This window comes from Runella sp. R5_40 (genome assembly GCF_057652295.1).
Genome location: NZ_JBYFCH010000005.1, coordinates 201,930 through 227,241 on the forward strand (window position 1 = coordinate 201,930; position 25,312 = coordinate 227,241).

The 25,312-nt window shown below is 46.1% G+C and carries 16 protein-coding genes; 11 read left to right on the forward strand and 5 right to left on the reverse strand.

Annotated features, from left to right (window positions below):
• Positions 1–34: 34 nt before the first annotated feature.
• From AC23N5_RS12065 to AC23N5_RS12080, 4 genes are all read right to left on the reverse strand, one after another.
• Positions 35–1,189, reverse strand: coding sequence for a DUF4856 domain-containing protein (locus tag AC23N5_RS12065; RefSeq protein WP_183976101.1), 1,155 nt, complete (start codon positions 1,187–1,189; stop codon positions 35–37).
• Positions 1,190–1,361: 172 nt separating this feature from the next.
• The gene (locus AC23N5_RS12070; RefSeq protein WP_487755778.1) at positions 1,362–2,414 is read right to left on the reverse strand and encodes a 2-oxoacid:ferredoxin oxidoreductase subunit beta; all 1,053 of its coding nucleotides are present in this window, start codon (positions 2,412–2,414) and stop codon (positions 1,362–1,364) included.
• A 67-nt stretch (positions 2,415–2,481) separates the two neighbouring features.
• Entirely contained in the window at positions 2,482–4,305 is a 1,824-nt protein-coding gene (locus AC23N5_RS12075; protein ID WP_487755779.1) for a 2-oxoacid:acceptor oxidoreductase subunit alpha, read from the reverse strand.
• Complete coding sequence (locus AC23N5_RS12080) at positions 4,275–6,077, reverse strand: FAD-dependent oxidoreductase (protein WP_487755780.1); 1,803 nt, start codon at positions 6,075–6,077, stop codon at positions 4,275–4,277. The genes AC23N5_RS12075 and AC23N5_RS12080 overlap by 31 nt, the downstream gene beginning before the upstream one ends.
• A 521-nt stretch (positions 6,078–6,598) precedes the next feature.
• Here AC23N5_RS12080 and AC23N5_RS12085 point away from each other — a divergent pair.
• The 8 genes from AC23N5_RS12085 to AC23N5_RS12120 all read left to right on the forward strand — a co-directional run bounded on the left by AC23N5_RS12085 (position 6,599) and on the right by AC23N5_RS12120 (position 21,552).
• Positions 6,599–9,022, forward strand: coding sequence for a T9SS type A sorting domain-containing protein (locus AC23N5_RS12085; RefSeq protein WP_487755781.1), 2,424 nt, complete (start codon positions 6,599–6,601; stop codon positions 9,020–9,022).
• A 32-nt stretch (positions 9,023–9,054) separates the two neighbouring features.
• Positions 9,055–10,563, forward strand: coding sequence for a family 16 glycosylhydrolase (locus tag AC23N5_RS12090; RefSeq protein WP_487755782.1), 1,509 nt, complete (start codon positions 9,055–9,057; stop codon positions 10,561–10,563).
• A gap of 163 nt (positions 10,564–10,726) precedes the next feature.
• Positions 10,727–11,278 carry an RNA polymerase sigma factor gene (locus AC23N5_RS12095; RefSeq protein ID WP_229600083.1) on the forward strand — a complete coding sequence of 184 codons (552 nt, stop codon included), beginning with the start codon at positions 10,727–10,729 and terminating at the stop codon, positions 11,276–11,278.
• Between the two features lie 23 nt (positions 11,279–11,301).
• Positions 11,302–12,306, forward strand: a complete 1,005-nt coding sequence (locus AC23N5_RS12100; RefSeq protein ID WP_487755783.1) for a FecR family protein — start codon at positions 11,302–11,304, stop codon at positions 12,304–12,306.
• A gap of 119 nt (positions 12,307–12,425) precedes the next feature.
• Entirely contained in the window at positions 12,426–15,881 is a 3,456-nt protein-coding gene (locus AC23N5_RS12105; protein ID WP_487755784.1) for a SusC/RagA family TonB-linked outer membrane protein, read from the forward strand.
• A gap of 19 nt (positions 15,882–15,900) precedes the next feature.
• Positions 15,901–17,613 (forward strand): RagB/SusD family nutrient uptake outer membrane protein, encoded by a 1,713-nt coding sequence (locus tag AC23N5_RS12110; RefSeq protein WP_487755785.1) that lies wholly within the window; start codon positions 15,901–15,903, stop codon positions 17,611–17,613.
• A gap of 117 nt (positions 17,614–17,730) precedes the next feature.
• Positions 17,731–20,217, forward strand: coding sequence for a hypothetical protein (locus AC23N5_RS12115; RefSeq protein WP_487755786.1), 2,487 nt, complete (start codon positions 17,731–17,733; stop codon positions 20,215–20,217).
• 117 nt (positions 20,218–20,334) lie between these two features.
• The gene (locus AC23N5_RS12120) at positions 20,335–21,552 is read left to right on the forward strand and encodes an exo-beta-N-acetylmuramidase NamZ family protein (protein WP_487755787.1); all 1,218 of its coding nucleotides are present in this window, start codon (positions 20,335–20,337) and stop codon (positions 21,550–21,552) included.
• A 13-nt stretch (positions 21,553–21,565) separates the two neighbouring features.
• Here AC23N5_RS12120 and AC23N5_RS12125 read toward each other — a convergent pair whose 3' ends face one another.
• Entirely contained in the window at positions 21,566–23,602 is a 2,037-nt protein-coding gene (locus AC23N5_RS12125; RefSeq protein WP_487755788.1) for an alginate lyase family protein, read from the reverse strand.
• 127 nt (positions 23,603–23,729) lie between these two features.
• Between AC23N5_RS12125 and AC23N5_RS12130 the strand changes: the two genes are divergently transcribed.
• From AC23N5_RS12130 to AC23N5_RS12140, 3 genes are all read left to right on the forward strand, one after another.
• Complete coding sequence (locus tag AC23N5_RS12130) at positions 23,730–23,969, forward strand: hypothetical protein (protein ID WP_487755789.1); 240 nt, start codon at positions 23,730–23,732, stop codon at positions 23,967–23,969.
• The gene (locus AC23N5_RS12135) at positions 23,966–24,340 is read left to right on the forward strand and encodes a PIN domain-containing protein (protein WP_487755790.1); all 375 of its coding nucleotides are present in this window, start codon (positions 23,966–23,968) and stop codon (positions 24,338–24,340) included. Before AC23N5_RS12130 ends, AC23N5_RS12135 begins: the two co-directional genes overlap by 4 nt.
• A 344-nt stretch (positions 24,341–24,684) precedes the next feature.
• The gene (locus tag AC23N5_RS12140) at positions 24,685–25,296 is read left to right on the forward strand and encodes an RNA polymerase sigma factor (RefSeq protein ID WP_487755791.1); all 612 of its coding nucleotides are present in this window, start codon (positions 24,685–24,687) and stop codon (positions 25,294–25,296) included.
• Positions 25,297–25,312 lie beyond the last annotated feature (16 nt).

Sequence of the window (25,312 nt, forward strand, 5' to 3'; positions counted from 1 at the left end):
GCTTAGAAATCAATGGTGTGGATAAGGCAGAAAGTTACAATTTGAATTTGGCTTTAATGGCGTCAGAAGCTGCCGTGAGTTTTGAAGGAGTCAAATCCCAAAAACCACCTGCTGAATCCAAGACCAACGCTTTGATAATTGCATCCGAGAAAGCCGCATCTGCCCCATTTACCGTGGCAAAACGCAGTGAATAGATAAATCCAAGACCTTCGCCAATGGCGTGTGCACGGGCTGCATCGGTGGTAGCTGCGATGTATTTAGGGCCTAAATATCCCAAGGCTGAAGCCGCAAGCGCTTTTTCTATTTCAGCTTTGATAAAGTCGGCTTGTTTTTTGAGTTCGGCTTTGTCGTTGTTGATAATCGCCGCACGTCCTTTTAAGAAAGCCGGGTGGATTTTAGCATACGCCCCTTTGTTGTATTCCCAAATATAAGAACCCAATGCAAACTCAGTAGTTCCTCTGGTTGCATCCGTTGAACCTTTAAGATATACTTGGTTCAGGGTCAACAATCCATAGGCTTCGTCCCAGTTTTGTTCCAATTGGGTGTAATTTTTGCCCGACACCAACGTAGAATTATCGGCATCTAACCCTTTGGTTAGCAACACATTCCCGATATAATCGTACTGCATAGCGCCAATCAAAGACTTTTGAATGATTTGAATGGGCTCAATTCCTCGTTCGTCCACTAAGTACGTTCCAAGCTTGCCTGCTTTTCCTTTGGCAGCAGTAGCTGTCACCGATTTGCTGGCTTCGGCAGTCAGCGTAAAGTATGTTTCAAAATAAGCTCTTACTTTCTCTGCTTCGGTCGTTGACCAAGACGAAGCAGTTACATTCCGTAATTGTACTCCTGAAGTATTGAGTTTTGTACTATCCGCAAACGCATTTCCTGTATTGCCAAACATGTTTTTCAACACAGTAGCATCCACTTGCTTATTTCCACTAATAGAAGAACTAATGTAGGTATTCAACGCCTGAAACATCTTGTAACGGTTGTTGCCATTGCTCAAGTCAACGGTTGTTTTGCCCGTTTCGTCCACAAATAAGCTACTGTAAGGGGTCGTTTCTGTTAACGTTGCGTAGTCAATCGTTTTGCGAAGTTGAGGTGTGGTCGTTTCTTTTTCGCAGGATGTCAGGCTGATAGCTACCAACACGGCTGCGGCAAAACGGATAGATAAAAGATGCTTAAACATAGTATTTATTGGCTTGGTGAGAAATACAGCCGCAAAGATTACTATTATTTAGACTTATTACAAATATAAAGTAGAAAAAATTTGAGCGAAATTACCTTAGCATTCCATGGATTAAAAACAAAAAAGTGGACTTGTCAGGGTCCACTTTTTTAAAATTCGTTAGCGTTTATTACTATCTAAAATCCTCATTTATAAGGTCTAAAATAGAAGAACCTGGGCACAAGTCTTCTTCTTTCAGGCTATTCAACGGGCGCAAATCCGATTTAATCACTTCGTGCAAATCTTTGCTATTTGGGTCGATATACAACAACCCCGTCAGAATTTCTCCCTCTGTTTTGGCTGCCTGCAAACGACGCATCGCCGCTTGACGGTCGCGTGGGTCCCAGCCATCGGCTAATTTTTGCAAATGCACTACCGAACCATCGTGCAACTCTACATCTACTGTTGTACCTGTCTCGTACGAAACCGTGATTTCTTCTTTTTCAGGTACAAAACCAATTTCGGCCAAGGCTTCGATGTGGTCGCGAACGTAGTCGTACGATTTGGTTGAGCCCGCATTGTTGTTGAACGTAACGCACGGAGACATCACATCAATCAACGCAAAACCTTTGTGCGAAAGCGCAGCTTTGATGAGTGGAACCAATTGCGTTTTATCTCCCGAAAAGCTACGTGCCACAAAAGTCGCTCCCAGTTCAAGCGCCATCCCTGGCAAGTCAATACCCTCAAAGGGATTGACCGAGCCACTTTTGCTCACCGAACCTTGGTCGGCCGTTGCCGAATCCTGCCCTTTGGTCAGTCCGTAGCAGCCGTTGTTCATCACGATGTAAAGCATGTTCAAATTCCGACGAATGGCGTGCACAAACTGCCCCATCCCAATGGAAGCCGTATCGCCATCGCCCGAAACACCAAGGTAAATCAAGTCGCGGTTGGCCATGTTAGCGCCCGTCGCCACCGAAGGCATACGGCCGTGAACCGAGTTAAAGCCGTGCGAATTGTTCAAGAAATAGTTGGGCGTCTTAGACGAGCAACCAATCCCCGACAATTTGGCCACGCGATGCGGCTCAATCGCCATTTCATAACAAGCTTGTACGATGGCCCCACTGATGGAATCGTGGCCACAACCTGCACAAAGCGTCGAAATCACCCCTTCGTAATCAGCTTTGGCGTACCCAATGGTATTTTTGGGCATTTCAGGGTGACGAAATTTTGGTTTTATGTAAGTCATTTTGAATGTCGAATTTCTGGAAACCTCCCGAAAGTTTAAAACTTTCGGGAGGTTGGTTAGATTTTATTTACACCGTCGCTAAAACCCCCGCAATCTGACGACGAATCGCTTCTGCGGTGATTGGCATTCCGTCGTAATTGAGGATTTTGATGAGTTTTTTCGGATTCACTTCCAGTTCGTTGATCAACAACGTACGGAACTGCGCATCACGGTTTTGCTCAATCACAAACACTTGGTCGTGCGCCGCAATGAACTCCTCTACCGACGAATGGAACGGGAAGGCCGTGGCACGCATCGCATCTAGCGCAATCCCTTCTTCTTCACGGAGCAAATCCATCGCTTCCAACGCCGCGTAGGTCGTTGTTCCGAAGAAAATCACCCCGACATTGCTCTTGTTTTCGGTTTGGTAAAACTCAGGTTTTGGCGTAATTTCTTTGGCGGTGTCCCACTTTTTAAGCAAACGGTCAAGCACTTCGGCATTTTTCACCCCGTCTTCGGTATAGCGGGCGTATTCGTCGTGCGACGTACCGCGTGTGAAGAATGAACCCTTGGTTGGGTGAGTGGCTGGAATGGTACGGTATGGAATCCCGTCGCCGTCCACGTCCAAATAACGCCCAAATTGCTTACCTACTGCCGTCAAATCGTCCAAATCTTGCGCAGTATATACTTTACCACGGTCGTAGCGACGACTATCGTCCCATTTCAAGGGTGCCGTCAAGTGGTCATTCATTCCCAAATCCAAATCCGTCATCACAATGACAGGCGTTTGCAAACGTTCTGCCAAATCAAACGCATCTGCCATCAAATTGAAACATTCAGTAGGCGTACTTGGCAACAACAAAACGTGTTTGGTATCCCCGTGCGAGGCATAAGCAGCCAACAACAAATCAGACTGCTGCGTACGCGTCGGCATCCCCGTTGAAGGGCCACCACGTTGTACATCCACCAGTACCGCTGGGATTTCGGCAAAATAGGCCAAGCCCAAAAATTCGTTCATCAACGAAACTCCTGGGCCGCTCGTTGCCGTAAACGCCCGTGCTCCATTCCACGAAGCACCCAACACCATCCCGAAGGCTGCGAGCTCATCTTCGGCTTGCACGATCGCTACTTTTTTGAGTCCAGTTTCGGGGTCAAGGCGGTATTTGTTGGCATATTTGGCAAAAGCTTCTACCAATGAGGTCGAAGGAGTAATCGGGTACCAGCCCGCGACGGTCGCTCCCGCATACACTGCGCCAAGGCCGCACGCTGTATTTCCGTCAATCACGATGCTGTCGCCCACCAAATCACGGCGTTCGACGCGTACATGGAGCGGATAGCTATAATTGTCCTGCACATATTTTACACCTTCCATCATTGCTTGCACGTTGGGCTCGATGAGTTTTGGTTTTTTTGCAAACTCATCAGCAATGATTCCTTTTACCACCTCCAACTCAATGTCCAACAAAGCAGCCAAGGCTCCCACGTAAATCATGTTTTTGAACAACTGACGCTGACGGGGGTCTTGGTACAAACGCATACAGATACCAATCATCGGGATTCCGATGTAGTTGATGTCTTCGCGGATAAAATCTTTGTGTAAATTTTTGGTGTTATCATACACAAAATATCCCCCCGATTTGACCGAGGCGATGTCTTGTTTCATACTTTGTGGGTTGACGCACACAAGCACGTCCACCCCTTCACGGCGGCCCAAATAGCCTTTTTCGCTCACCCGAACCTCGTACCAAGTTGGTAGTCCTTGGATATTAGAGGGGAAAATATTTTTAGCCGTCATGGGAATGCCCATTCTAAAAATGGACATTGCAAACATATTGTTGGCACTGGCCGACCCTGTCCCGTTAACGTTGGCAAATCGTACTACTAAGTCGTTAATTCCTGTAAGATTCCGCATTGATTCCCTGCTTTGGTAACTGAATATAAGTATTTCTGCATGTCCCAAGCCGATGTAGGACAGCGTTCGGCGCAAAGGCCACAGTGTAAGCACACGTTTTCGTCTTTGATCATCACCCGCCCTGTTTTCAGCGTATCCGACACGTACAAATCTTGGTCAGTATCGTTGGCGGGCGCATTCAAACGCGTACGAAGGTCTTCTTCTTCACCATTTGTGGTAAACGTAATACAAGTAGTAGGACAAATATCCACGCAGGCATCACATTCGATGCAGCGGCTTTCAGAGAAGACCGTTTGAACGTCACAGTTGAGGCAGCGTTGCGCTTCTTTGAAGCCCGTATCTTGGCTAAAGCCCAACTCCACTTCTTTTTTGCGGTCTTTTAGGGTCAAGCTTTTATCGGCGTGCGGCACTTTGTAGCGAATATCAGTCGTCACATCGCTATCATAAATCCACTCGTGAATACCCATTTTTTGGCTAATCAAGTTGGTATAAGGCGACGGGCGCTCAGTAAGCGATTGTTGGTTACAGTACAAATCAATCGAAACCGCTGCTTGGTGTCCTTGCGCTACGGCCGTGATGACGTTTTTCGGCCCTAGTGCAGCGTCACCACCAAAAAATACGTTCGGAACCGTCGATTGGAACGTCGTTTCATCCAACGCAGGCAAGCACCATTGGTTAAACTCCAAGCCTAAATCACGCTCAATCCAAGGGAAGGAGTTTTCTTGTCCGATGGCAATCAATACATCATCAGCCTCAAAAAACACCTCAGGTTCGCCCGTTGGAACAAGCTTACGGCGGCCGTTTTCATATCTAGGTTCTACTTTTTCAAACATCATTCCCACCAGCTTACCGTTTTCGGTCACAAATGATTTTGGAACGTGGTTTTCAAAAATAGGAATATCTTCGTGCAAGGCATCTTCGATTTCCCAAGGCGAGGCTTTCATTTCTTTGCGTGGGCTACGAACCACCACTTTCACTTCCTCTCCACCCAAGCGGCGAGACGTGCGGCAGCAGTCCATGGCGGTATTTCCACCACCCAGTACAAGTACTTTCTTACCAATTTTTTGGGTGTGTTCAAACGCAACACTCGCCAGCCACTCAATCCCGATGTGGATGTTGCCTGTCGAATCCCAACGCCCTGGCAAATCGGCCAAGTCTTTTCCTTTGGGCGCGCCCGTTCCTACAAAAACCGCATCATACCCTTTGTCCAACACGCCACGAAGGCTATCAACGCGCGTTTTGAAATGTGTATGAATCCCCAAATCAAGGATAAAGTTTACCTCTTCGTTCAGCACGTTTTCGGGTAAACGAAACGAAGGAATTTGGCTGCGCATCATTCCTCCCCCACGGTCTTGGTCGTCGTAAAGGTCGATTTGATAACCAAGCGGCGCCAAATCTCGCGCCACGGTCAGGGCCGCAGGGCCACCACCAATCAAGGCAATACGTTTACCGTTTGACGTAAAAGGGCCTTGCGGCATAAATGCCTTTACGTCCCCTTTGTTGTCAGCAGCAACGCGCTTGAGGCGGCAAATCGCAACGGGTTCTTCCTCCACGCGCCCACGGCGACAAGCAGGCTCACACGGACGGTCGCAAGTACGACCTAACACACCTGGGAAAACATTGGATTCCCAGTTGACCATGTACGCCTCCGTGTAGCGCTCTGCCGCAATCAGCCGAATGTACTCTGGTACAGGCGTATGCGCAGGGCAAGCGTACTGGCAATCCACCACTTTGTGGAAATACTCAGGGTTTTTAATCTCTGTCGGTTTCAAGGAAGTATGGTTTGAAAAATCTGCTATTCGTAAGTTTTTTAACAATAAGCACTAATTGTTAAAAGGATAAATAGTCTTTTAAGCAGCAGAAATCAATGGTTTTGATGGGTAATTTCATTAGTTAATTGTGCTTAATTTGCCTTTTGATGGCAATTAAGGAATTTCATTTGGTATTACAAAGGCTATGTTATCTAAATATTACTTAACGGTTTTCCATTTTTTTAAAGCCTAAACTATAAAATTGCGATGGTACTTAAAGGTGTATGGAGCCACTTTGCTTTGTGTCAGAATGACACCTTTTTTAAAACGCTGACTAACAGACACTTTAAACACAAAGTCACCTATACTCATGCCTATCTCATCCACCTTGGATACACTCATTTAGGATGACTTAGAGCGACAATCAAAATCTTCTATTTAAAAGAAATAAAAAACTAGGCAATTCTGATGTGCCTGCGTATTTTTACATCCTTGTTAGCGTTAGCCTCCTCCCCCCATACACCTTTTCTATTCCAAATGTCATGAAAAAAACAGCCTCTTTCTTGTTGAGCTTAGTCGGTATTTTAGTAGCTACCCATGTATGTTGGTCGGCCGATTGGTACGTTTCTACAACAGGTAACGATTCAAATGCGGGAGCGGCGGGGTCGCCCAAACGTACGATTCAAGCCGCAATCAATGCTGCGTCAACTGGCGACGTGATCAACGTAGCAGCAGGAACTTACCAAGAAAACGTCATGGTGTCGAAAGAACTGACCATCAAAGGAGCAGGCAAAGGAAGCTCCCCTGCTACCAATACCATTCTGACTCCCGCATCGGCTTGCCAAGGAATTGGATTTACCATTACCGCCCCCAACGTCACCCTTCAACAAATGTACCTTACCCAGTATGAGGTAGCTGTACAAATAAGCGGAGTTGCTCGTCCGACGCTCCAAGACATGGCTTTGGTAGATTATTGTCAAAAAGGAATCAATTTCAGTGGCCTCACCACCAATGTTACCATTTCAAAAACAAGCATTCAACGCACCAGCGCAAAAGCAAGCACAGTCGGGATTCAGGTACTTACCACCAACGCAGTCAACGGAATGCTGATTGACAATTGCCTCATTTCGGGCAATACCCAAGGAATGTTGGTCACCCAGTCAACCACACCCGTTGCCTTTGACCAAATCACTATTCAAAACAGCACCATTAGCAATAATTTTCAGAAGGGGTTGTATTTTGAAAAACTGAGCAACGCGTTGCTATCAAATCTAACGATGGAAAACAACGGCACCGACCCCACTTATGAGTTCAACAACGGCATTGATATCAACTTGAAATACGGCACTTACGCCAACATTACCCTCCAAAACTCAGACATTACCAATTCGGGGGTAAATGGTGCGGCATTAGACTCACAAAGTGCTGCGGCCATTGCCATCAAAGCCCGCGACGATGCCCCTTTGTACCATACCCTCCCTGCGGCGCTGTCGGGGGTTATCCTGAAAAACAATCGGATTGCTGGGCCGCAAAATGGCATTCGTTTTGGGGAATTTGGGAAAATCAATGCCTCTCCCGTTGGAATCATCGTTGAACAAAACGATTTAAGTTTTGGCTTCACCTACAAAGCACTCATCCACCGAACCCAAGGTACTGTCACCCTAAACTGTAACTGGCACGGCTCCACGACGCCCTCAACCATCAGAAATGGGTTTGAAAGTGCAGGCAACGGCACCATCAGCCTCAACCAAGTGCTGAGTAGTGGTTCTGACCAAAGTACTGACGTCGGTTTTCAACCCATCGCTGGCTGTTCGTCAATGCCGCTCACCAATGCCATCCTCAGCGGTGAAGCCACCATTTGTGCAGGTGCAAGTACCGATATTAGGGTGGCTATTACGGGTGGCACCGCTCCCTATTCCCTTGTGTATGGCAATGGCAGTAGTACTTTTACCGTCAATAATTACAGTAGCGGTCAGAAAATAAGTGTAGCTCCTACCCAGACCACCACTTACACCTTGGTGTCGGTGACAGATGCCAATGGCGCAACCCTACCCTCAGCCAGCTTAAACGGCAACGCACTCGTGAGGGTTACACCAATCACTATTAGCCTTATCAACATTGGGCAATCAAAATCGGCCATCAAAACAAATGACTTGACGGCTTGGGCTTCTCAGTACATTTCTCCCGATGCAGGCCCCACATTGCCACAAAGTACTGAATCAAATCCAACCATTTATTACAGCGAAAACCCCAACAAAACCGCACCCCGTTTTTGGACAGCCTTCGTAGAAACCTGCGCACTTGGCACCGACGGCTCGCTTACCTTTGACATGCTAACCGTTTCGGAAACAGGCACTGTGCGTTCGTACAATACCCACGAAAACAATGCCCCTTATTTTATGTTTGCCAATCGCGACGGTTTTACCGAACTTTATGCCCAAAACCACCCTGCCTACGGCTTTTATCAGCTGGATGACAAAGGGGTAAATATTCACGATGCAGGTTTGTCCAAAGGTTTGTTTAAGTTGTCCATCCGCTACTGGAATCAGAAAGGCTGGGGAAGCAATTACCCCTCAACGCGGCAACCACAAGGAACAGTTTTGGCCTATCAAGAATATTGGTTCCGAATTCAATCCAAAGACGGCGTCGGAGCAGGCGCCTTACGACAAAAAGCAATTGCTTCGGAGAATGGACAACAAATGACAGACAACGGGGCTTTGGCCGAAGTGATACCCAACCCCGTCACCAACACCCTTCGCCTAAAAGTACAAGAGAGCAAAGGGCAAGATGTGCAAACTATTTTATTAGACGCCTCGGGTCGTCAGGTTTTTAAACGGGTTTTTGTCCCCGAAACGAGTATCCACCACGAAGAATTTAACGTCAGTCAGTTATCCAATGGTGTCTATTTTTTACGTGTTCATTTGAGAGATAAACAAACGATTTTGAAAGTAATAAAAGTACAGTAGTCAACCTAGTAGCTCTATTCCTGATTTTCATCATGACTCCAAAAATCCATCTGATTTCCCTTTTCACAATCCTACTTTTAAGCACTCAATTAAGTAGTGCGCAGCAGTTTCACAACAACAAAATCGTGGCACACCGAGGAGCGTGGAAAAAAACGGGCGTTCCTCAAAACTCCATCGCTTCCCTGCAAGCAGCCGTTCGCTTGGGATGCGTAGGCTCTGAATTTGACGTGCGGATGACCAAAGATGACGTCTTGGTCATCAACCACGACGCGCACCACGAAGGCATGGACATCGAACAAACCGATTTTGCCGAACTGCGTAAAAAACCGCTCAAAAACGGCGAACTACTACCTACGCTGGAGGAGTACTTAAAAGAAGGCAAAAAGCAGAAAAAAACCATGCTCGTTACCGAAATCAAACCGTCGCCTGCGGGCAAAGAACGGGCGGTGCTTTTGGCCGAAAAAGTGGTGCAAATGGTGCGCAAAATGAAGGCTCAAAAGTGGATTGTTTACATCAGCTTTGATTATGATATTTTGAAAAAAGTACGCGAACTCGACAAAGACGCCAAACTTCAATACCTCAATGGCAACATTTCTGCAGCACAGTTGAAAGCCGACAACATCGGTGGAGCAGATTATCATTTTAGTGTTTTTCAACGGGATGAACAATGGCTGGATGAAGCGAAAAAAGAGGGCATTGTTACGAACGCTTGGACGGTCAACGATACCTTGCTCATGGATTATTTTTTAGGTAGAAACATTGATTTCCTTACGACCGATGAACCCGAAAAAGGGCTGCAACACGATGCCTATTTTGCCAAAACCAAACGCAAGTTGGTAGGTGGTGATGAGTTTAATTACACGGGTTTACCTGATTCAAAAAAATGGGGTTACGACGTCGGCGGAAATGGTTGGGGAAACAACGAACTGCAATATTATACGAAGGAAGACACCAACAACGCCGTCGTTCGGAAAGGCATCTTGACCATTACAGCCCGTCCACAGGCAATGGAAAATCGCAAATTTACCTCTGCTCGTTTGGTTACGCGTGACAAAGGGGAATGGACGTACGGCAGAATTGAAGTTCGGGCAAAATTACCGAAAGGACGAGGAACTTGGCCCGCGATTTGGATGCTTGGCAAAGACATTAAAGAAGTCGGCTGGCCCAAATGCGGCGAAATCGACATCATGGAGCACGTTGGCTACGACCCCGATACGCTCGTCGGGACGATTCACACCCAAGCCTACAACCACGTCAAAGGAACCCAGAAATCGAAGAAAATTTTCATCAAAAACCCTTATACCGAGTTTCACGTGTATGCCGTGGACTGGACACCCGAGAAGATGGATTTCTTGTTGGATGGCGTTGTTTATTTGAGCATTCCCAACGAACACAAAACGGTCAATGAATGGCCTTTTGACAAACCCCACTATTTGTTGCTCAACTTAGCCGTTGGTGGCAACTGGGGTGGCGCCAAAGGGGTTGATGAAAGCGTTTTCCCTGCTTCGATGGAAGTGGATTTTGTGCGCATTTATCAATAAATTGGCCCGATTGTTTTTCCGAAGGAGGTTACTGAACGTGGCCTCCTTTTTTGTTTTTTATGCCTCTATTGGCTCAAAACAAGATAATTCAATTATTTTTTAAAATTATTTAGGGATTTACTCCCTTTCCTCTACTGTACTGGTAAATCACACAATAATGACAATGAAGCAATGGGATGACGAACGATTGGTGGAGTTTCTACGAGAAGGCAAGATTCCTGCTTTTGAAGAAATCTACCGTCGCTACTGGTACAAACTCTACGGCATTGCCTACCACCAAACGGGGGTGCGGGAAGAAGCCGAAGAGTTGGTGCAAGAGGTATTTTTAACCATTTGGAACCGCCGTAACGAGGTAGTCATTCGCCACTTGGATTTGTACCTGACCATTGCCATCAAGAACCAGGTTTATGACTACATCAAGTCGCAAGTCAACTACCGCAAATACCAAGAGTACCTTATTTTTCAGGAAATCCATCAAAATTATGCCACCGACGAAATCGTCAATTACGTAGAATTGGCCGAAGCGGTGGACAAAGTGCTCAATCTTTTGCCCGAAAAAAGTGCGGAGGTTTTTAAGAGAAGCCGTTTTGAGAATCAATCGGTGAAAGAAATTGCTCATGGCCTCAACCTGAGTGAAAAAGCGGTCGAGTACCACATTACCAAATCGCTCAAGTTCTTGAAAGAAAACCTGAAATCGTATCAATCCAACAACTAGGCTATAAACACACCCCTATAAAGATGACTCAACAAGAATTTAACGAGCTATCAAAGCGCTACCTAGAAGGGAAAACAACCGAAGAAGAGGAGCGGTTTTTGGAGCAATGGCTTCGGCAGCAACCTTCTTCCTACCCCACCAATCTAGCAGAAAATCAGCGAAATTCGCTTGAAAAGCGCCTTTGGCAGCGTATTCACGGGCATATTCGTCCTAGCGCTCGCCTCCTACAAATGCCCTGGACGTGGGTTTCGGCAGCCGCGGCATGTTTAGTCATGGGCTTCATTTGGTGGAATACCAACGAGCCGACAACCTCAAACATCACTTTACAAGCCATTACGGCGCAAGCCGAAAACAAGGGTATTGAAGTAAAAAACACGACCACACACGAGCAAGAAGTACGCCTCGAAGACGGTACGATTGTGCTCCTCAAACAAAACAGCAGCATCGTGTATGACAAAACGTTCAACCAAACCAAACGCACCGTTTATTTGAAAGGACAAGCCTTTTTCAAGGTAAAACGCAACGTTACCAAACCCTTTGTGGTACACGCGGGAGAGCTAACAACCGAGGTATTGGGAACGAGCTTTTGGGTAAGTCACCACGAAAAATCAAACACCATCGAAGTATCGGTTACGACGGGCAAAGTATCGGTTTATACCGAAAAGCCCAACCAGAAAGCGGAGAAAAATGGCGTTATTTTAACCCAAAATCAAAAGGTGCTCTACGACGTTACCTCCAAAAACATTGTCCCAGGCATTGTTGAAAACCCTGTTCCAATTGCTGCACCAGAGGTAGAGAATCTTCCTTTGGTGTTTAAAGAAACCTCGTTGGAGAACGTCCTCCACTCCCTCTCTTTGCGGTACGGGCTAGAGTTTGTGATTGCCAATCCCAACGCCAAGGATTGCCACATCACTGCCGACCTCAACGGCCTTTCGATGTTTACCCAACTCGAACTTATCTGTAAATCCATAGACGCCACTTACGAAAAACGTGGCACGGTGGTCTTCATTTATGGAGACGGTTGCTAAATAAAAAAGCGGCCGAAAATGCAGCGAACATTTTCGGCCAAGAGTAAAACCCTCTACAAACGCCAATCTGTGGGAGGGGCTAGTTTTCCAATTTATCCAATCAAAAAACAAGTAAATGTATGCAAAAACCGTTACCAATTCCCAAAATCTGGTGGAATCTCATGAAAATTACCTTATCACAATTGCTGTTAATCGTGTTGTGCAGTGGTATGGCAATCGCACACGATACACGTGCCCAAGAGGTGCTCAACCGCACCATTTCCGTCGCGGGGGAGCAGCTTGAGTTAAGTAGAATTTTGAGCGACATTGAAAAGCAAGCAAACGTTAAGTTTGTGTATAGCACCAAAATCAAGTCAACCCAGCGCCTTTCTGTGAGTCTCAACAACCGCCGTCTTTCGACCGTGTTGGACCAAATTTTGAAGCCCATCGAAGTCACGTACGAAGTGATTGAAAATCGGATTTTGCTAAAAAAAGTAAAAAACGAAAAAGAAGTACTCCCAAACGGCGACGCCTCAAGCCTTGAATTATTCCGCAATGTCGATAGAAATATCACGGGGACCGTTTCGGACGAAAAAGGTGTAGGGCTACCTGGGGTAAGTATTTTGGTAAAAGGTACGCAGCGTGGCACCAATACCGATGTCAATGGCAATTATCGTCTCTCGATTCCCGACGACAACATCATCCTCGTTTTCTCATTTGTCGGTTATTTGAGTCAAGAAATAAATGTCGCCAATCAGACTTCTTTGACTATTTCGCTCAAGCCTGACACCAAATCGCTGGAAGAAGTGGTGGTGGTAGGTTATGGCGTTCAAAAGAAAAAAGACCTCACGGGTGCCGTGTCCACCGTCAATGCGGAGATGTTTAAGGAGCGCAAAGAAACGCAGGTAGCACAAGCACTGCAGGGGGCGATGTCGGGCGTGATGGTGTCGCGAAGTGGTGCCAATGGTGCGATGGGCGGCGCCACGATTCGGATTCGGGGGATTACGACGATTGGTAGTTCTGACCCACTGGTGATTGTCGATGGTGTACCTGTGAGTGATGTTAACCAAGTAAACCCCAATGATATCGAGAACCTTACTGTATTGAAAGATGCGGCGTCGGCCTCTATTTACGGCTCGCGAGCAGCAGCAGGGGTAATTTTGATTACGACCAAGCGCGCCAAAACCGACCAAGCTTCTATTCAATATAGTTACGAAAACGGCTTTGATACCCCCACTCAGCTACCCGACTACATGCGGGCGCAGCGCTACATGGAGCTTGTCAATGAACTCCGCTGGAACGATGCGGGCAACGGCGCAAACCGCTTCCCGACTTTTAGCCAAGATTTGTTGACGGATTACAACCAAAAACACTTGTCTGACCCCAACCGATACCCCGACACCGATTGGATGGCCTTGACCCTCAACAAAGTAGCCCCTAGAGAAGCCCACAGCATCAGCATCGTAGGAGGTTCAAAATTTGTAAAATCAAACGCATCGGTTCGTTTTGAGAAAGTGGGCGGTTTTTACGACAACAAAAACTACAATCGGATTTTTGTCCGTTCCAACAACGACTTTACCATCAATAAACTCATTGGAGGAACGGTTGATTTTAACTTCAAAAGAACGAACACGCTCGACCCAACCGCAAACACCAGCCCAACAGATTTAGGAAACATTGGAATTGATACCCGAAGTAACCCTTCGGTGGCAACTCCTTTGCAGCGCATTCTGATCTCATCTCCTATTTATCCAGCAGTCTGGGCAGATGGCCGCATTGCTGATGGAAAAGCAGGTGAAAACGTGTATGCTAAGATTAAATATGGTGGCACTGACCGAATCAATTACAATCAAATTGGTGGACGACTTGCCCTTGATATTAAACCCATTGAAGGACTGAAAATATCGGGAATCATTGCCCCAATTTTTGATTTTAACATTCAAAAACGCTTTAATCGCCAAGTAGATGTCTATGCCGCCAATGACCCCAACCAATATTTGGTATCGTTGATTGGCGGTGGTCTCACGACACGTTTGGACGAAAACCGCACGACTAATTTTAGTGTGACAACCCAGTTTTTAGGCAACTACCTAAAAACCATTGGTAACCACGACTTTACGGCGTTGGCAGGTTACGAAAACTACTATTTCAAAGGCGAGTCGATGGGGGCTTCGCGCGACCAATATTTGTTTGACACCTATCCTTATCTCAACCAAGGCCCCGCTGCGTTAAGAGATAACTTCGGGTCAGCCTTTGAAACGGCCTATCGCTCTTATTTCGGCCGTTTGACCTATAGTTTCAAAGATAAATATCTGATTCAGGCCAATGTGCGCCGTGACGGGTCGTCGCGTTTCAATGCCAACTACCGTTGGGGTACATTTCCGTCGGTGTCGGCGGGCTGGGTAGTAAGCGAAGAGGATTTCTTCAAAAGACAAAACGTGATGTCATTTTTGAAACTGCGGGCATCGTGGGGAAATCTTGGTAACGAGCGTATTGGAAACTATCCATCGGTGGGTATCATGAACTTTAGCAATGCACTTTTTTATCAAAACAACGTAGCGGTAGCTCAGCAAACCGCCGCCCAAGTGCAATATGCCATTCAGGATATTTCGTGGGAAAAGACCGCCTCTACCGACGTTGGCTTAGATGCTTACTTCCTAAAAAATCGTTTGCGCTTCACGGCCGATGCTTATTACAAGCAAACCAAAGACATGTTGTTGGCCTTGCAGATTCCGATGTTTGTAGGATTTGAAAACCCTAACCAAAATACAGGCACCATGACTACCAAAGGCATTGATTTGGATTTAGGCTGGAGCGACAACATCGGCAAGCTGCGCTATTCGGCTTCTTTCAACCTGTCTCAGTTTAAATCTGTCATGGGCGATTTGGGCGGAACTGAGTTTATTGGCGACCGCATCCGAAGGTTAGGAAGCCAGTTTGACGAGTGGTACGGCTACCGTTCGGAAGGAATTTACCAAACCCAAGAAGACGTCAATAATTCTCCCAAAATCAACGCGAACGTCAAAGTTGGCGACATGAAATACACCGACATCAGCGGCCCTAATGGCGTCCCTGATGGCAAAATTTCTCCTGAGTATGACCGTGTTTTATTGGGCAATTCACAACCTCAGTGGATGTACGGTGGAAATTTTAAGTTAGACTACAGCGGATTTGATTTGGGAGTAACTTTTCAGGGCATTGGCTACCAAAACACGTCGCTGCTACCTTATACCGATTACAACGCCGAAAACTGGGGTGTCTTTCCTGTGTATTTGGACGGAAGCACTTGGAGTATGAACAATACTGCCGACCAAAACCTTGCCGCGAAATACCCAAGATTTACCGAAACCAACAAGGGCTTGAACCGCGCCATGTCTGATTTTTGGTTGTTTAATGGCGGTTATTTCCGTCTGAAAAACATCACGTTGGGTTACACCATTCCACAACGGATTTCGCGCAAAATTCTCTCGAACAACATTCGGGTGTATCTCAATGCTACCGACGTATTTTCACTCAACAAATACCCCAAAGGTTGGGATCCAGAAGGAATGGGAATCGTAACAACTGTATTGGGTGGCTTTACCATTGGCTTTTAATGTAATCCTTTGACTTTCAATGAAAAAGAACATATATATCGCAGCTCTCAGCTTTCTATTGTTAGCTTCCTGCCAAAACTCCCTCGACCTTTATCCATTGGCTGAACCCTCCGCCGAAAAGTGGTACTCTAACGAAACCGAAATCCAACTAGCCCTCAATGACCTCTATCGTATTGATTTTTGGCAGTGGGACGAAGACGGTACTGGTATCAATTATCTTTCGGATGATGGTTTTTATCGTCAAACCCTTACGCCCATCAAATCTGGCACAGTGACGAGCCAATGGGCTTTTTCGACCACGCTTTGGCGCAACTCTTATAAGGCCATAGCTAGGGCAAATAGAGCGATTGTAGCCTTAAATAGCGCCGAAACCAAAGCCAAGGTAAGTCAGGCAAAATTAGATGTTTATTTAGCAGAAGCTCGGCTTCATCGGGCAGGGCAGTATGCTAAGTTGGTCAATAAGTTTGGCGATGTGGTTTATAGCGACAACGTTGTCAGTATTGAAGAGGCCTATACCAAAGGCCGTACCGACAAAAAAACGGTGATGACCAAAATCTACGAAGACTTTGATTTTGCCATTGCCAATTTGCCCACGAGTTATGCTACCTCGGCAGTAAAGCGTGCTACAAAAGGCGTTGCAATGGCTCTGAAAGCGCGTTTTGCGCTTTACGAAAAAGACTACAAAACGGCCAGCGACGCCGCCAAAGCGTGCATCGATTTGAACCAATACGTGTTACATTCGGACTATGCCAATTTGTTTTTGCAGAGTACCAAAAACTCCAAAGAAATCATTTTCTCCATTCCCCGTTCATTGGAATTGAAAGTAACTACAGGGCCGACTTCCGATATTATCAGTCGTACTTCGGGAGGCTTTGCCGCAGCCAACCCTTCATGGGATTTGTTTTGTTCTTACCTCTGTACAGACGGTAAAACAATCGACAAATCGCCGCTTTATGACCCACGTAACCCCTTCAAAAACCGTGACCCTCGCTGTACGGCCACCATCGTAGAGTTTGGTCAACCCCACTTAGGATTTATTTATGATCCCCACCCAAATACCCTACAAGTGACACGTATCAGCACCAACACCAAAGTGACCAACAACGATAACCGTGCTAATGCGCAATTTGCGTCATTCAACGGTTTGGTTTGGAAAAAAGGCGTTGACGATTCGTGGTTGCTCAATGGCCGATTGATTGATCCTGAGCAAATCATCATCCGCTATGCCGACGTGCTGTTGATGTACGCCGAAGCCAAAATTGAACAAAATCAAATTGACAAATCGGTGTTAGACGCCATTAACGCTGTGCGGGCAAGGGCCTATAAAGTAGCACTTACCGCCACGGCCTCCTACCCTGCTATTACGACCACCAATCAAGCCGAATTGCGCCGCGAACTTCGCATGGAACGCCGCATGGAGTTGGCCTTTGAAGGGCTTCGCTACATGGACATCGTGCGTTGGCGTATTGCGGGCAAAGTACTCAATCGTCCGATTTATGGGATGCTCGACCCTGTTGACTTGCGCGCGAAAGTGGTTGACAAAAATCTCTGGTTTTTTCCTGGAACACCTAAAATTGACGAAGACGGCGCACCTGATTTCAGCGAAATGGAAAAAACGGGGCTTATCAAAAACTTAGTCCCCACCACTTGGAACGACCGCCAGTATTTGTGGCCTATCCCCACCGCCGAAATCCAAATTAACCCCAACATGAAGCAAAACGACGGGTATTAAGTAAGACATTCCAAGTTTTAGAAATAAGTACTTGATAAACTTGGAATGTCTCAATTAGTTCTGCTTAATTAGTTAAGTAGAAACGTTATTCATTTTTTGATTAAACTTCATTTTACCATGCATAAAATACCATTAAAATGGTTGGTAACAAGCGTCATTATTGGCTTGAAACTAACCACCCAGACTTCTTACGCCCAACCCAAAACATCTTTCCGACAAATCAGCGGCATATATCCACACCTTGCTTATTATAACAACGAAGGCGAATGCGGCACGGGCGCAGTAGTCCCTTGGGCTGGAAAGCTCTGGGTCATTACGTACGGGCCGCACTTGCCCAACGGCTCTTCGGACAAACTTTACGAAATCACGCCAGATTTGCACAAAACCATTCGTTCGGAAAGCATCGGTGGAACACCCGCCAATCGCATGGTTCATTCCGAAAGCAATCAGTTATTCATTGGCCCGTATGCCATTGCCAACAACGGGAAGGTCAGAACCATACCTTATACCCAAATGCCTGGCCGTCATACGGGAAATGCACGGCACTTGACCGACCCCGCCCACAAGATTTACTACGGTACGATGGAAGAAGGGTTTTACGAAGTGGATATAAACACCTTAGAATCAAAACTTTTGTACCAAGACGGCAACGTCAAAACCAAAAAAGACAACGACGTCGCCAACAACCACAACGGTACATTGCTACCTGGAGCGCACGGAAAAGGTTTGTACTCGGGACAAGGCGTGATGGTGTATTCCAACAACGGCGAACCTGGTCCCCAAGCCCTCAAACAGTTTGACATTGAGGCGGGTGTGCTGGCCGAATGGAATGGAAAAGATTGGAAAGTCGTGCGTCGCAATCAGTTTGTGGAAGTGACGGGGCCTGGGGGAATTTATGGCAACAAAAACCCCGAAACCGACCCCATCTGGGCAACGGGCTGGGACCATCGTTCGGTACTTTTGGCCGTACGTGACAGCGGCAAATGGTCGTTTTTTAGGCTTCCCAAAGCCAGCCACAGCTACGACGGGGCGCACGGCTGGAATACCGAATGGCCGCGCATCCGCGACATTGGCACCGCCACGCAGCCTGATTATTTGATGACCATGCACGGGCTATTTTGGCGTTTCCCTCAAACATTTTCGTCTAAAAACACCGCTGGCATTCGCCCACGTTCGGCGTATTTGAAAGTCATTGGCGACTACACCCGCTGGCAAAATGGCCTCGTTTTTGGCTGCGATGATTCGGCACAAAAGGAATTTTTGAATAAACGTAAAACCAAAGGAAACATCGAAGGCCCAGGACAGTCGAACTCTAATTTGTGGTTTACCTCCTTCAATCTACCCGACCAATTAGGCCCTAACACTGCCCAAGGAGCTATTTGGCTCAACGATAAGGTAGAAGCAAACGTGGCTTCCGACCCGTTTTTGTTTGCGGGTTGGAAACAGCGCATAGCGTGGGTAAAAAATGCGGGCAACGAAGACGTGACGTTTACGTTTGACATCGACACGAACGGAAAAGGAAGCTGGAAATCGGCCAAATCGGTCACCGTAAAAGCGGGACAAGCGGCATCGGTTGCGTTCGCCGCTACGGAACAAGGTGAATGGATTCGGTTAAAAACCAACAAAAATACCACTGCGACAGTCAACTTCAACTACACCGACGAAAGCCGTTTTGCTGTTGCCAAAGACAAATCATTTGACGGATTGACCAGCATCAATAGCAACAATTATAAAGCAGGGCTTTTGTACGGCTTGGGTAAAAACCGCCGTCAGTTGGGGATGTTAGCAGGAGATTTTGTGAATGGACAATTTAGCGAAAACGGCTATTATGAACTCGACAGCGCCCTTAACCTCGTCCGTAAAGAAGACGCTGCCACAGCGCAGTTTATTCGTAAAGAATTTGCCATTCCCAAAGACGTGGTCAGTGTGGACGAGGCTTCGGTATTGATTGTAGATGACTCAGGCCGCCGCTGGCGCGTGCCCAAAGGAAATGAAGCATTTACCGCCAAAACGAACAGTGCTTCCTTGCGGATTTGTCGGGAAGTGGCTACTGAGCGTGACTTGATGAACGTACACGGCACTTTTTACGAACTACCCGCCGAAAACGCCGACGGTTTTGCCAAAATTCGTCCTGTAGCTTCGCACTCGTTGACCATTCACGATTATGCCTCTTACCGTGGGTTATTTGTGATGACAGGTTTAGATGCCCAAACGCCAAACAGCAATCACATCATTGCTTCCACCGACGGGAAAGCCAAAGTGTGGGCAGGCACCATCGACGACCTTTGGAAATTGGGAAAACCTACAGGACAAGGTGGGCCGTGGAAAAACAGTCAAGTACGTGCCGATACCCCTTCTGACCCGTATTTGATTGGTTTCTATGACAAAAAAAGCCTCCAACTTTCCCACAAAAGTAGCGAAGCCGTCACCTTTACGGTAGAGGTAGAACCGATTGGTCATGGCCCTTGGATGAACTATAAAGAAGTAACCGTAAAGGCGGGGGAAACTTTCAACTACACCTTCCCTACTGGTTTTCAAGCGCGCTGGATTCGTTTTTCAGCCAACAAAAACTGCGAAGCAACGGCTTGGTTGACGTATAAATAATTTAACAGACCTGCAAGGTTTTTGAAACCTTGCAGGTCTAAAATAGCGTTCATTAGCCAAAATTCACTAATTTAGCCACCTTATCACGCAAAGCACGAACAATAAAACCAGCTACAAATGTTACGATTTACTTCTATCCTTTTTTTTACACTACTGATAATCAGCAATAGTGAAAGCATTGCACAAAGTAAATCATCAAAGCAAAAGCAGGGAATTATTACGGGAGCCGACCAGACTGAAAAATATGTACCTTATCTAAAAGGAAAACGAATTGCACTTGTTGCCAATCAGAGTTCTATTATTGGCAAAAAAAGCAGCGTGGACAGTTTATTGAGCCTCGGCGTAACGATTGTAAAAGTATTTGGCCCTGAGCACGGTTTTAGAGGCAACGCCAGCAATGGAGCAGCAGTAAGCGACGAAAAAGATGCGATAACGGGCTTACCCATTATCTCTTTATACGGCAAAAACCAAAAACCCACCAAAGAACAATTGGCAGATATCGACTTAATGGTGTTTGATATTCAGGATGTGGGCTGCCGCTATTATACCAACATCAATACGCTTGAGTATGTGATGGAAGCTTGTGCAGAAAACAACCAAGAACTGCTGATTCTCGACAGGCCAAACCCAAACGCCTATGTTGTGGATGGACCCGTCATGACGGAAGATAAATATAAATCGGCCATTGGGATACATTATACGCCTATGACTCATGGCATGACCATCGGGGAATTTGCCCACTACCTCAACGGCGAAGGCTACCTAAAAGAACCATGCAAAATTAAGGTTATCAAAGTGGCCAATTACGACCATACGACCCCTTATGACCTGCCTATCAATCCCTCTCCCAACTTAAATACGCAGCAAGCGGTGGTACTTTTCCCGAGTTTATGTATGTTTGAAGGGACAGCAATCAACGAAGGCCGAGGGACGTACATGCCCTTTACTATTTTGGGCGCGCCCGCATTGAAAGGTAAATACTCGTTTTCATACAAACCAGTAAGTATTCCTGGCATGAGCGAACGTCCCAATCAAAAAGATTCTGTTTGTTATGGACTCGACCTTCGTGGCTATGACATCAGCCCGTTACGCAAGAGTCGTCAGCTTAATTTAGCGTGGGTCATTGAACTCTACAATGCCTATCCTGACAAAGCTAATTTCTTCCAGAAAGAAAGAACCAACGGTGTATCTCCCTTTGATTTACGGATCGGGACAGATCAACTTAGAAAGCAAATCATCGCGGGAATGTCGGAAGCCGACATCAGAAAAAGCTGGGAGCCAGGATTGCAAAAATTCAAGGCGATTCGGGCAAAATATCTTTTATATCCAGATTAATTTGTCATTTTTCTCATTTGAGCCTTGCACCACGGCTATCCGCGTAGGGAATGGTTAGCTGCCATGTTTTTCCCTTCATTTTAACTTCAAGGCTCATTTCAGTTTCGTTTTGGGCTAAAATCTTGGCATTGACCTTGGGCGTTTCTTTTTCTGACGGAAGTAGTAGCCAAACCAACGTATCATTGCTTTGAATGGTGGTACTGAACTTACTCATGGTGTTTGGCTCGTATAAATTATACTCCCGACTGTACCATCCCTGAATCGTCGGTTTTTCTTGTCCTTTAATAAAGGTAATGTCAAACTTCTGTGAACTAACTGGAATGACGGCCAAGTTCCCAGACTGATTTTGAGTTTTTACCGTTGTGTTATCTTTGACGACATTACACGAAGGGTGCCAATGCCAAAGCGCCTCAATTTGCCTTGGCTTATCGGTTTTGATTTGATCAACCACCACCCAGAACGCCCCTCTCACGTAAAAAAGCGCCCTTCTGTGCTCGGCCTTGCCTTCCAAATCTATAAAATCACTCATGGAATTGGCGGCGTAATCAAAGTCTTTGTGCAGCTTAAAATACGAATCCCCCAGCGGGCTTTTGGCGTGCGTCGGGCCTGGCTTTTGGCCGTGCCCGTCTATCAACAAAAGATTATGACCTTCGCTGCCTTTGGCGTAGGGACGAAATTTGTCCGCCGTTTCGCCCGTGTAGGCGAACCGTCCCGCATCCACCAACAAATCGCGGCCATAAGCCGAAACTGACAGATGCAGCTTGTCGTTGTGCTGGTGACCGCTTCCCCAAGGGCCAATGTCAAAAAATGACCAGTGCGCCTGGGCATCATAGCCACTTCTTGAAATGAGCTGCCCCGCCCAAGGGAAAAAATAAGAAGGACCATCCGTTGGTTTCGACCCCGTTTTTCCGTTGGAGGCAATATACGCCCAATCACTTTTATTGAACTTTTGGGCCGCTTCCAGCACGATTGCTCGGTCACTTCCTCGGTCGCCGTCGTTGTTTAAAATCCGAAAACCATCAGGGCGTATGGCGTGGGCAATGTAGCTATACATGTTTTCGATGGTTTGGTTAAAAAAATCGGGTAATGGCTTGTTGGCACGGTCACAAATCTCTTTGAAAAGCACAAAATTATCCAACGCAACATTGTGATAATGAGAGGTTAGTTCGGTCTGAATTCCATCTGGATAAACCTGTCCTTTCATGCTTTCGGCTATTGTTGCAATGGAGTAATCAAGCCATTCGTTCGACGACTTGAGCTCAGAAAAATTGGTCGCCACCGTTGCCAAAGCCGAGATTTCCATCGTAAGCCAATTGTTTCCTCCATAAAAATTTCGATTGTAATGAGCGTGGTCAGGCAGGCTGCTCAGCATCAGTAATTGAGTAGCTGGCGATAGATATTCGCTGTTGATTAAACCATAAAAAACCTTCGACCAAGCCTTTGCCCTGGCCGCCACTTCCAGTCCACGCCAGATAGATTCGCTTCCTTTGGCAGCAGGATAAGGCCAACTTTTAATGATAAAATCCCGCAAAAAACCATCAATGTACTGGGCATATTTCGGGTTTCCTGTGTCAAAATACGCCTCAAACACCTCCAACACCTGACTATGACGATTAGAAAGCCACGCCCATTCACGGTCGTTGTTGGGGCCTTTGTAGTACCAATCGCGGTGCCCATCGGCACCATACACCACTTTTCCTTTTACATTTTGTACCACAAACACATCCATCAAAATCGTGTCAGCACTGGCGACGGTTTTTGTGCCTTTACTAGGCTGAGTTTTGCGTAAGAAACCTACTTTTCCATTATTTTTATAATACGCCAACAAGGCTTTGCAGGCATTTACCAAGTCCCCTTTTTGATATGCTTCACGGGTTTGTTCCAAGCCTTTGGTCTCCAAATTGAGCTGCTCCAAAAGCCGTTGCATTTCTTTGGGATAACTTTCACACACATCCTCCACCGTCACAATTTTTTGCCACGTTTTTTGGGCGAAAAGGTTCAGGAATAGAAAAAATAAGAGGGAAAAAAGCAGGGTATTTCTACGTTTCATGGTTGGATATTTTTTGATTTCTGCCTAAAAACAGTAAGGACAATAGCTCGCCATTTCTACCTTTGGCTTTCATGGCAGCGTGGTAAGTTATTAGTAAAATCGTTATATTTGGGTAAAAAAGAAAGCGATGACCCAGATAACCATCAACTTACCCAACGAAGCCGAAGCTCAATGGCTTGTTGAGCTACTCAACCGTTTACAAGTACCTTTTGAGGTAGAAGCGAATGAAGCTATAGAGCCGACCCTACAAAAAGGCGATAAGACCATTAAACCTGATAATCTATTTGGCATTTGGGAAAAAGAGCCTCGTACTCTCGAAGAAATCAGAACAAAAGCTTGGCCAAAAAGAACAAAGGTACAATTATGATTATTTGCGATACGAATATAATTATTCATGCCTTTAATGGGAATAGTAGAACTATTGAAGCATTACAAAGTATTGGCTATGAAAACATTGCGCTTTCGTCAGTGACAGTCATGGAGTTATATCAAGGAATGGCAAATAAACAGGAATTGGCACAAATGAAAAAGAAAATTAAGTATTTTGACATTGTGCAAATAGATTCCACATCTTCAAAGTTAGCCATTTCACTAATTGAAAAATACCGATTAAGCCATGGTTTAGCAATTCCTGATGCGCTCATTGCGGCATCGGCTGTCAGTGTTCAAATGGAGCTGTTCACCTACAACCTCAAAGATTTTAGTTTTATACCCAATCTAAAACTTTATAAAAGTTAGTCATGCCTGCTAATCCCCCAAGCTGCAAGAACCTACTCCCAACGGCGTACATATTATTGGAAGTCATATAGCATCTTTTCCGGAGGTAATAGATTTTGATGAATTTATTGGCCGTAAACTCTACCAAGCCGCGACTAAACGACAGTTAGAACTCATTGAACCTGTCTCGCCCCAACCCCTAAAACCCTTCCTCCTCGCCCGCTGCCACCTCCCCCCCCAAAAAAAATATTTCCAAACGAAGGGTATTTTTTTGCGAACCTTGTACCTGTACTTGTGAGGCATTTATCACTCGTTTGAGAATAAATGTAACTATCCCAAGCAGACAATCAAGCGTTTGCAAAAACATGAAGAAAAACCACCCAAACCATACCGACGAAACAACCCTCTGGATTGCGTTCAAAAAAGGCGATGTACGCGCCTTTGAGCAATTGTATAACCGCTACTTTGAGGTGTTGGCCAATTATGGCTATCGGTTAAGCACTGACAAACAACAGCTTGAAGACGCCATTCAAGACGTTTTTGTGGATGTGTGGCGGCGCAGGCAGCACCTTGCCGACGTAGAAAGTGTCAAGTTTTATTTATTTCGGGCTTTGCGCCATCAGGTAATCCGAAACACCCGAAACGACTTGCTTGAAACCTCGGAAGACATCAATGATTTTCTTGATTTTTTGGTGGCTTTTTCGTCCGAACAACAATCCATTGAGCAGGAAATCCAAGTCAATCAAACACAAGCCGTTGCCAAAGCCATTTCACAACTAAGCCAGCGTCAGCAGGAAGCCATCAACTTGCGTTTCTACCACGGCATGAGCCTCGACCAAATGACCCAGCTCATGGGGCTTAGTAAGCAGTCGGTCAGCAACTTACTCTTCAAAGCATACAGCGTATTGCGCCTCACTATCAAAGGAATACAGCCACTTATACTGCTTTTTTTACAACTATCCCGCCTTATTAACTAACCATTTTTTGTTTTCG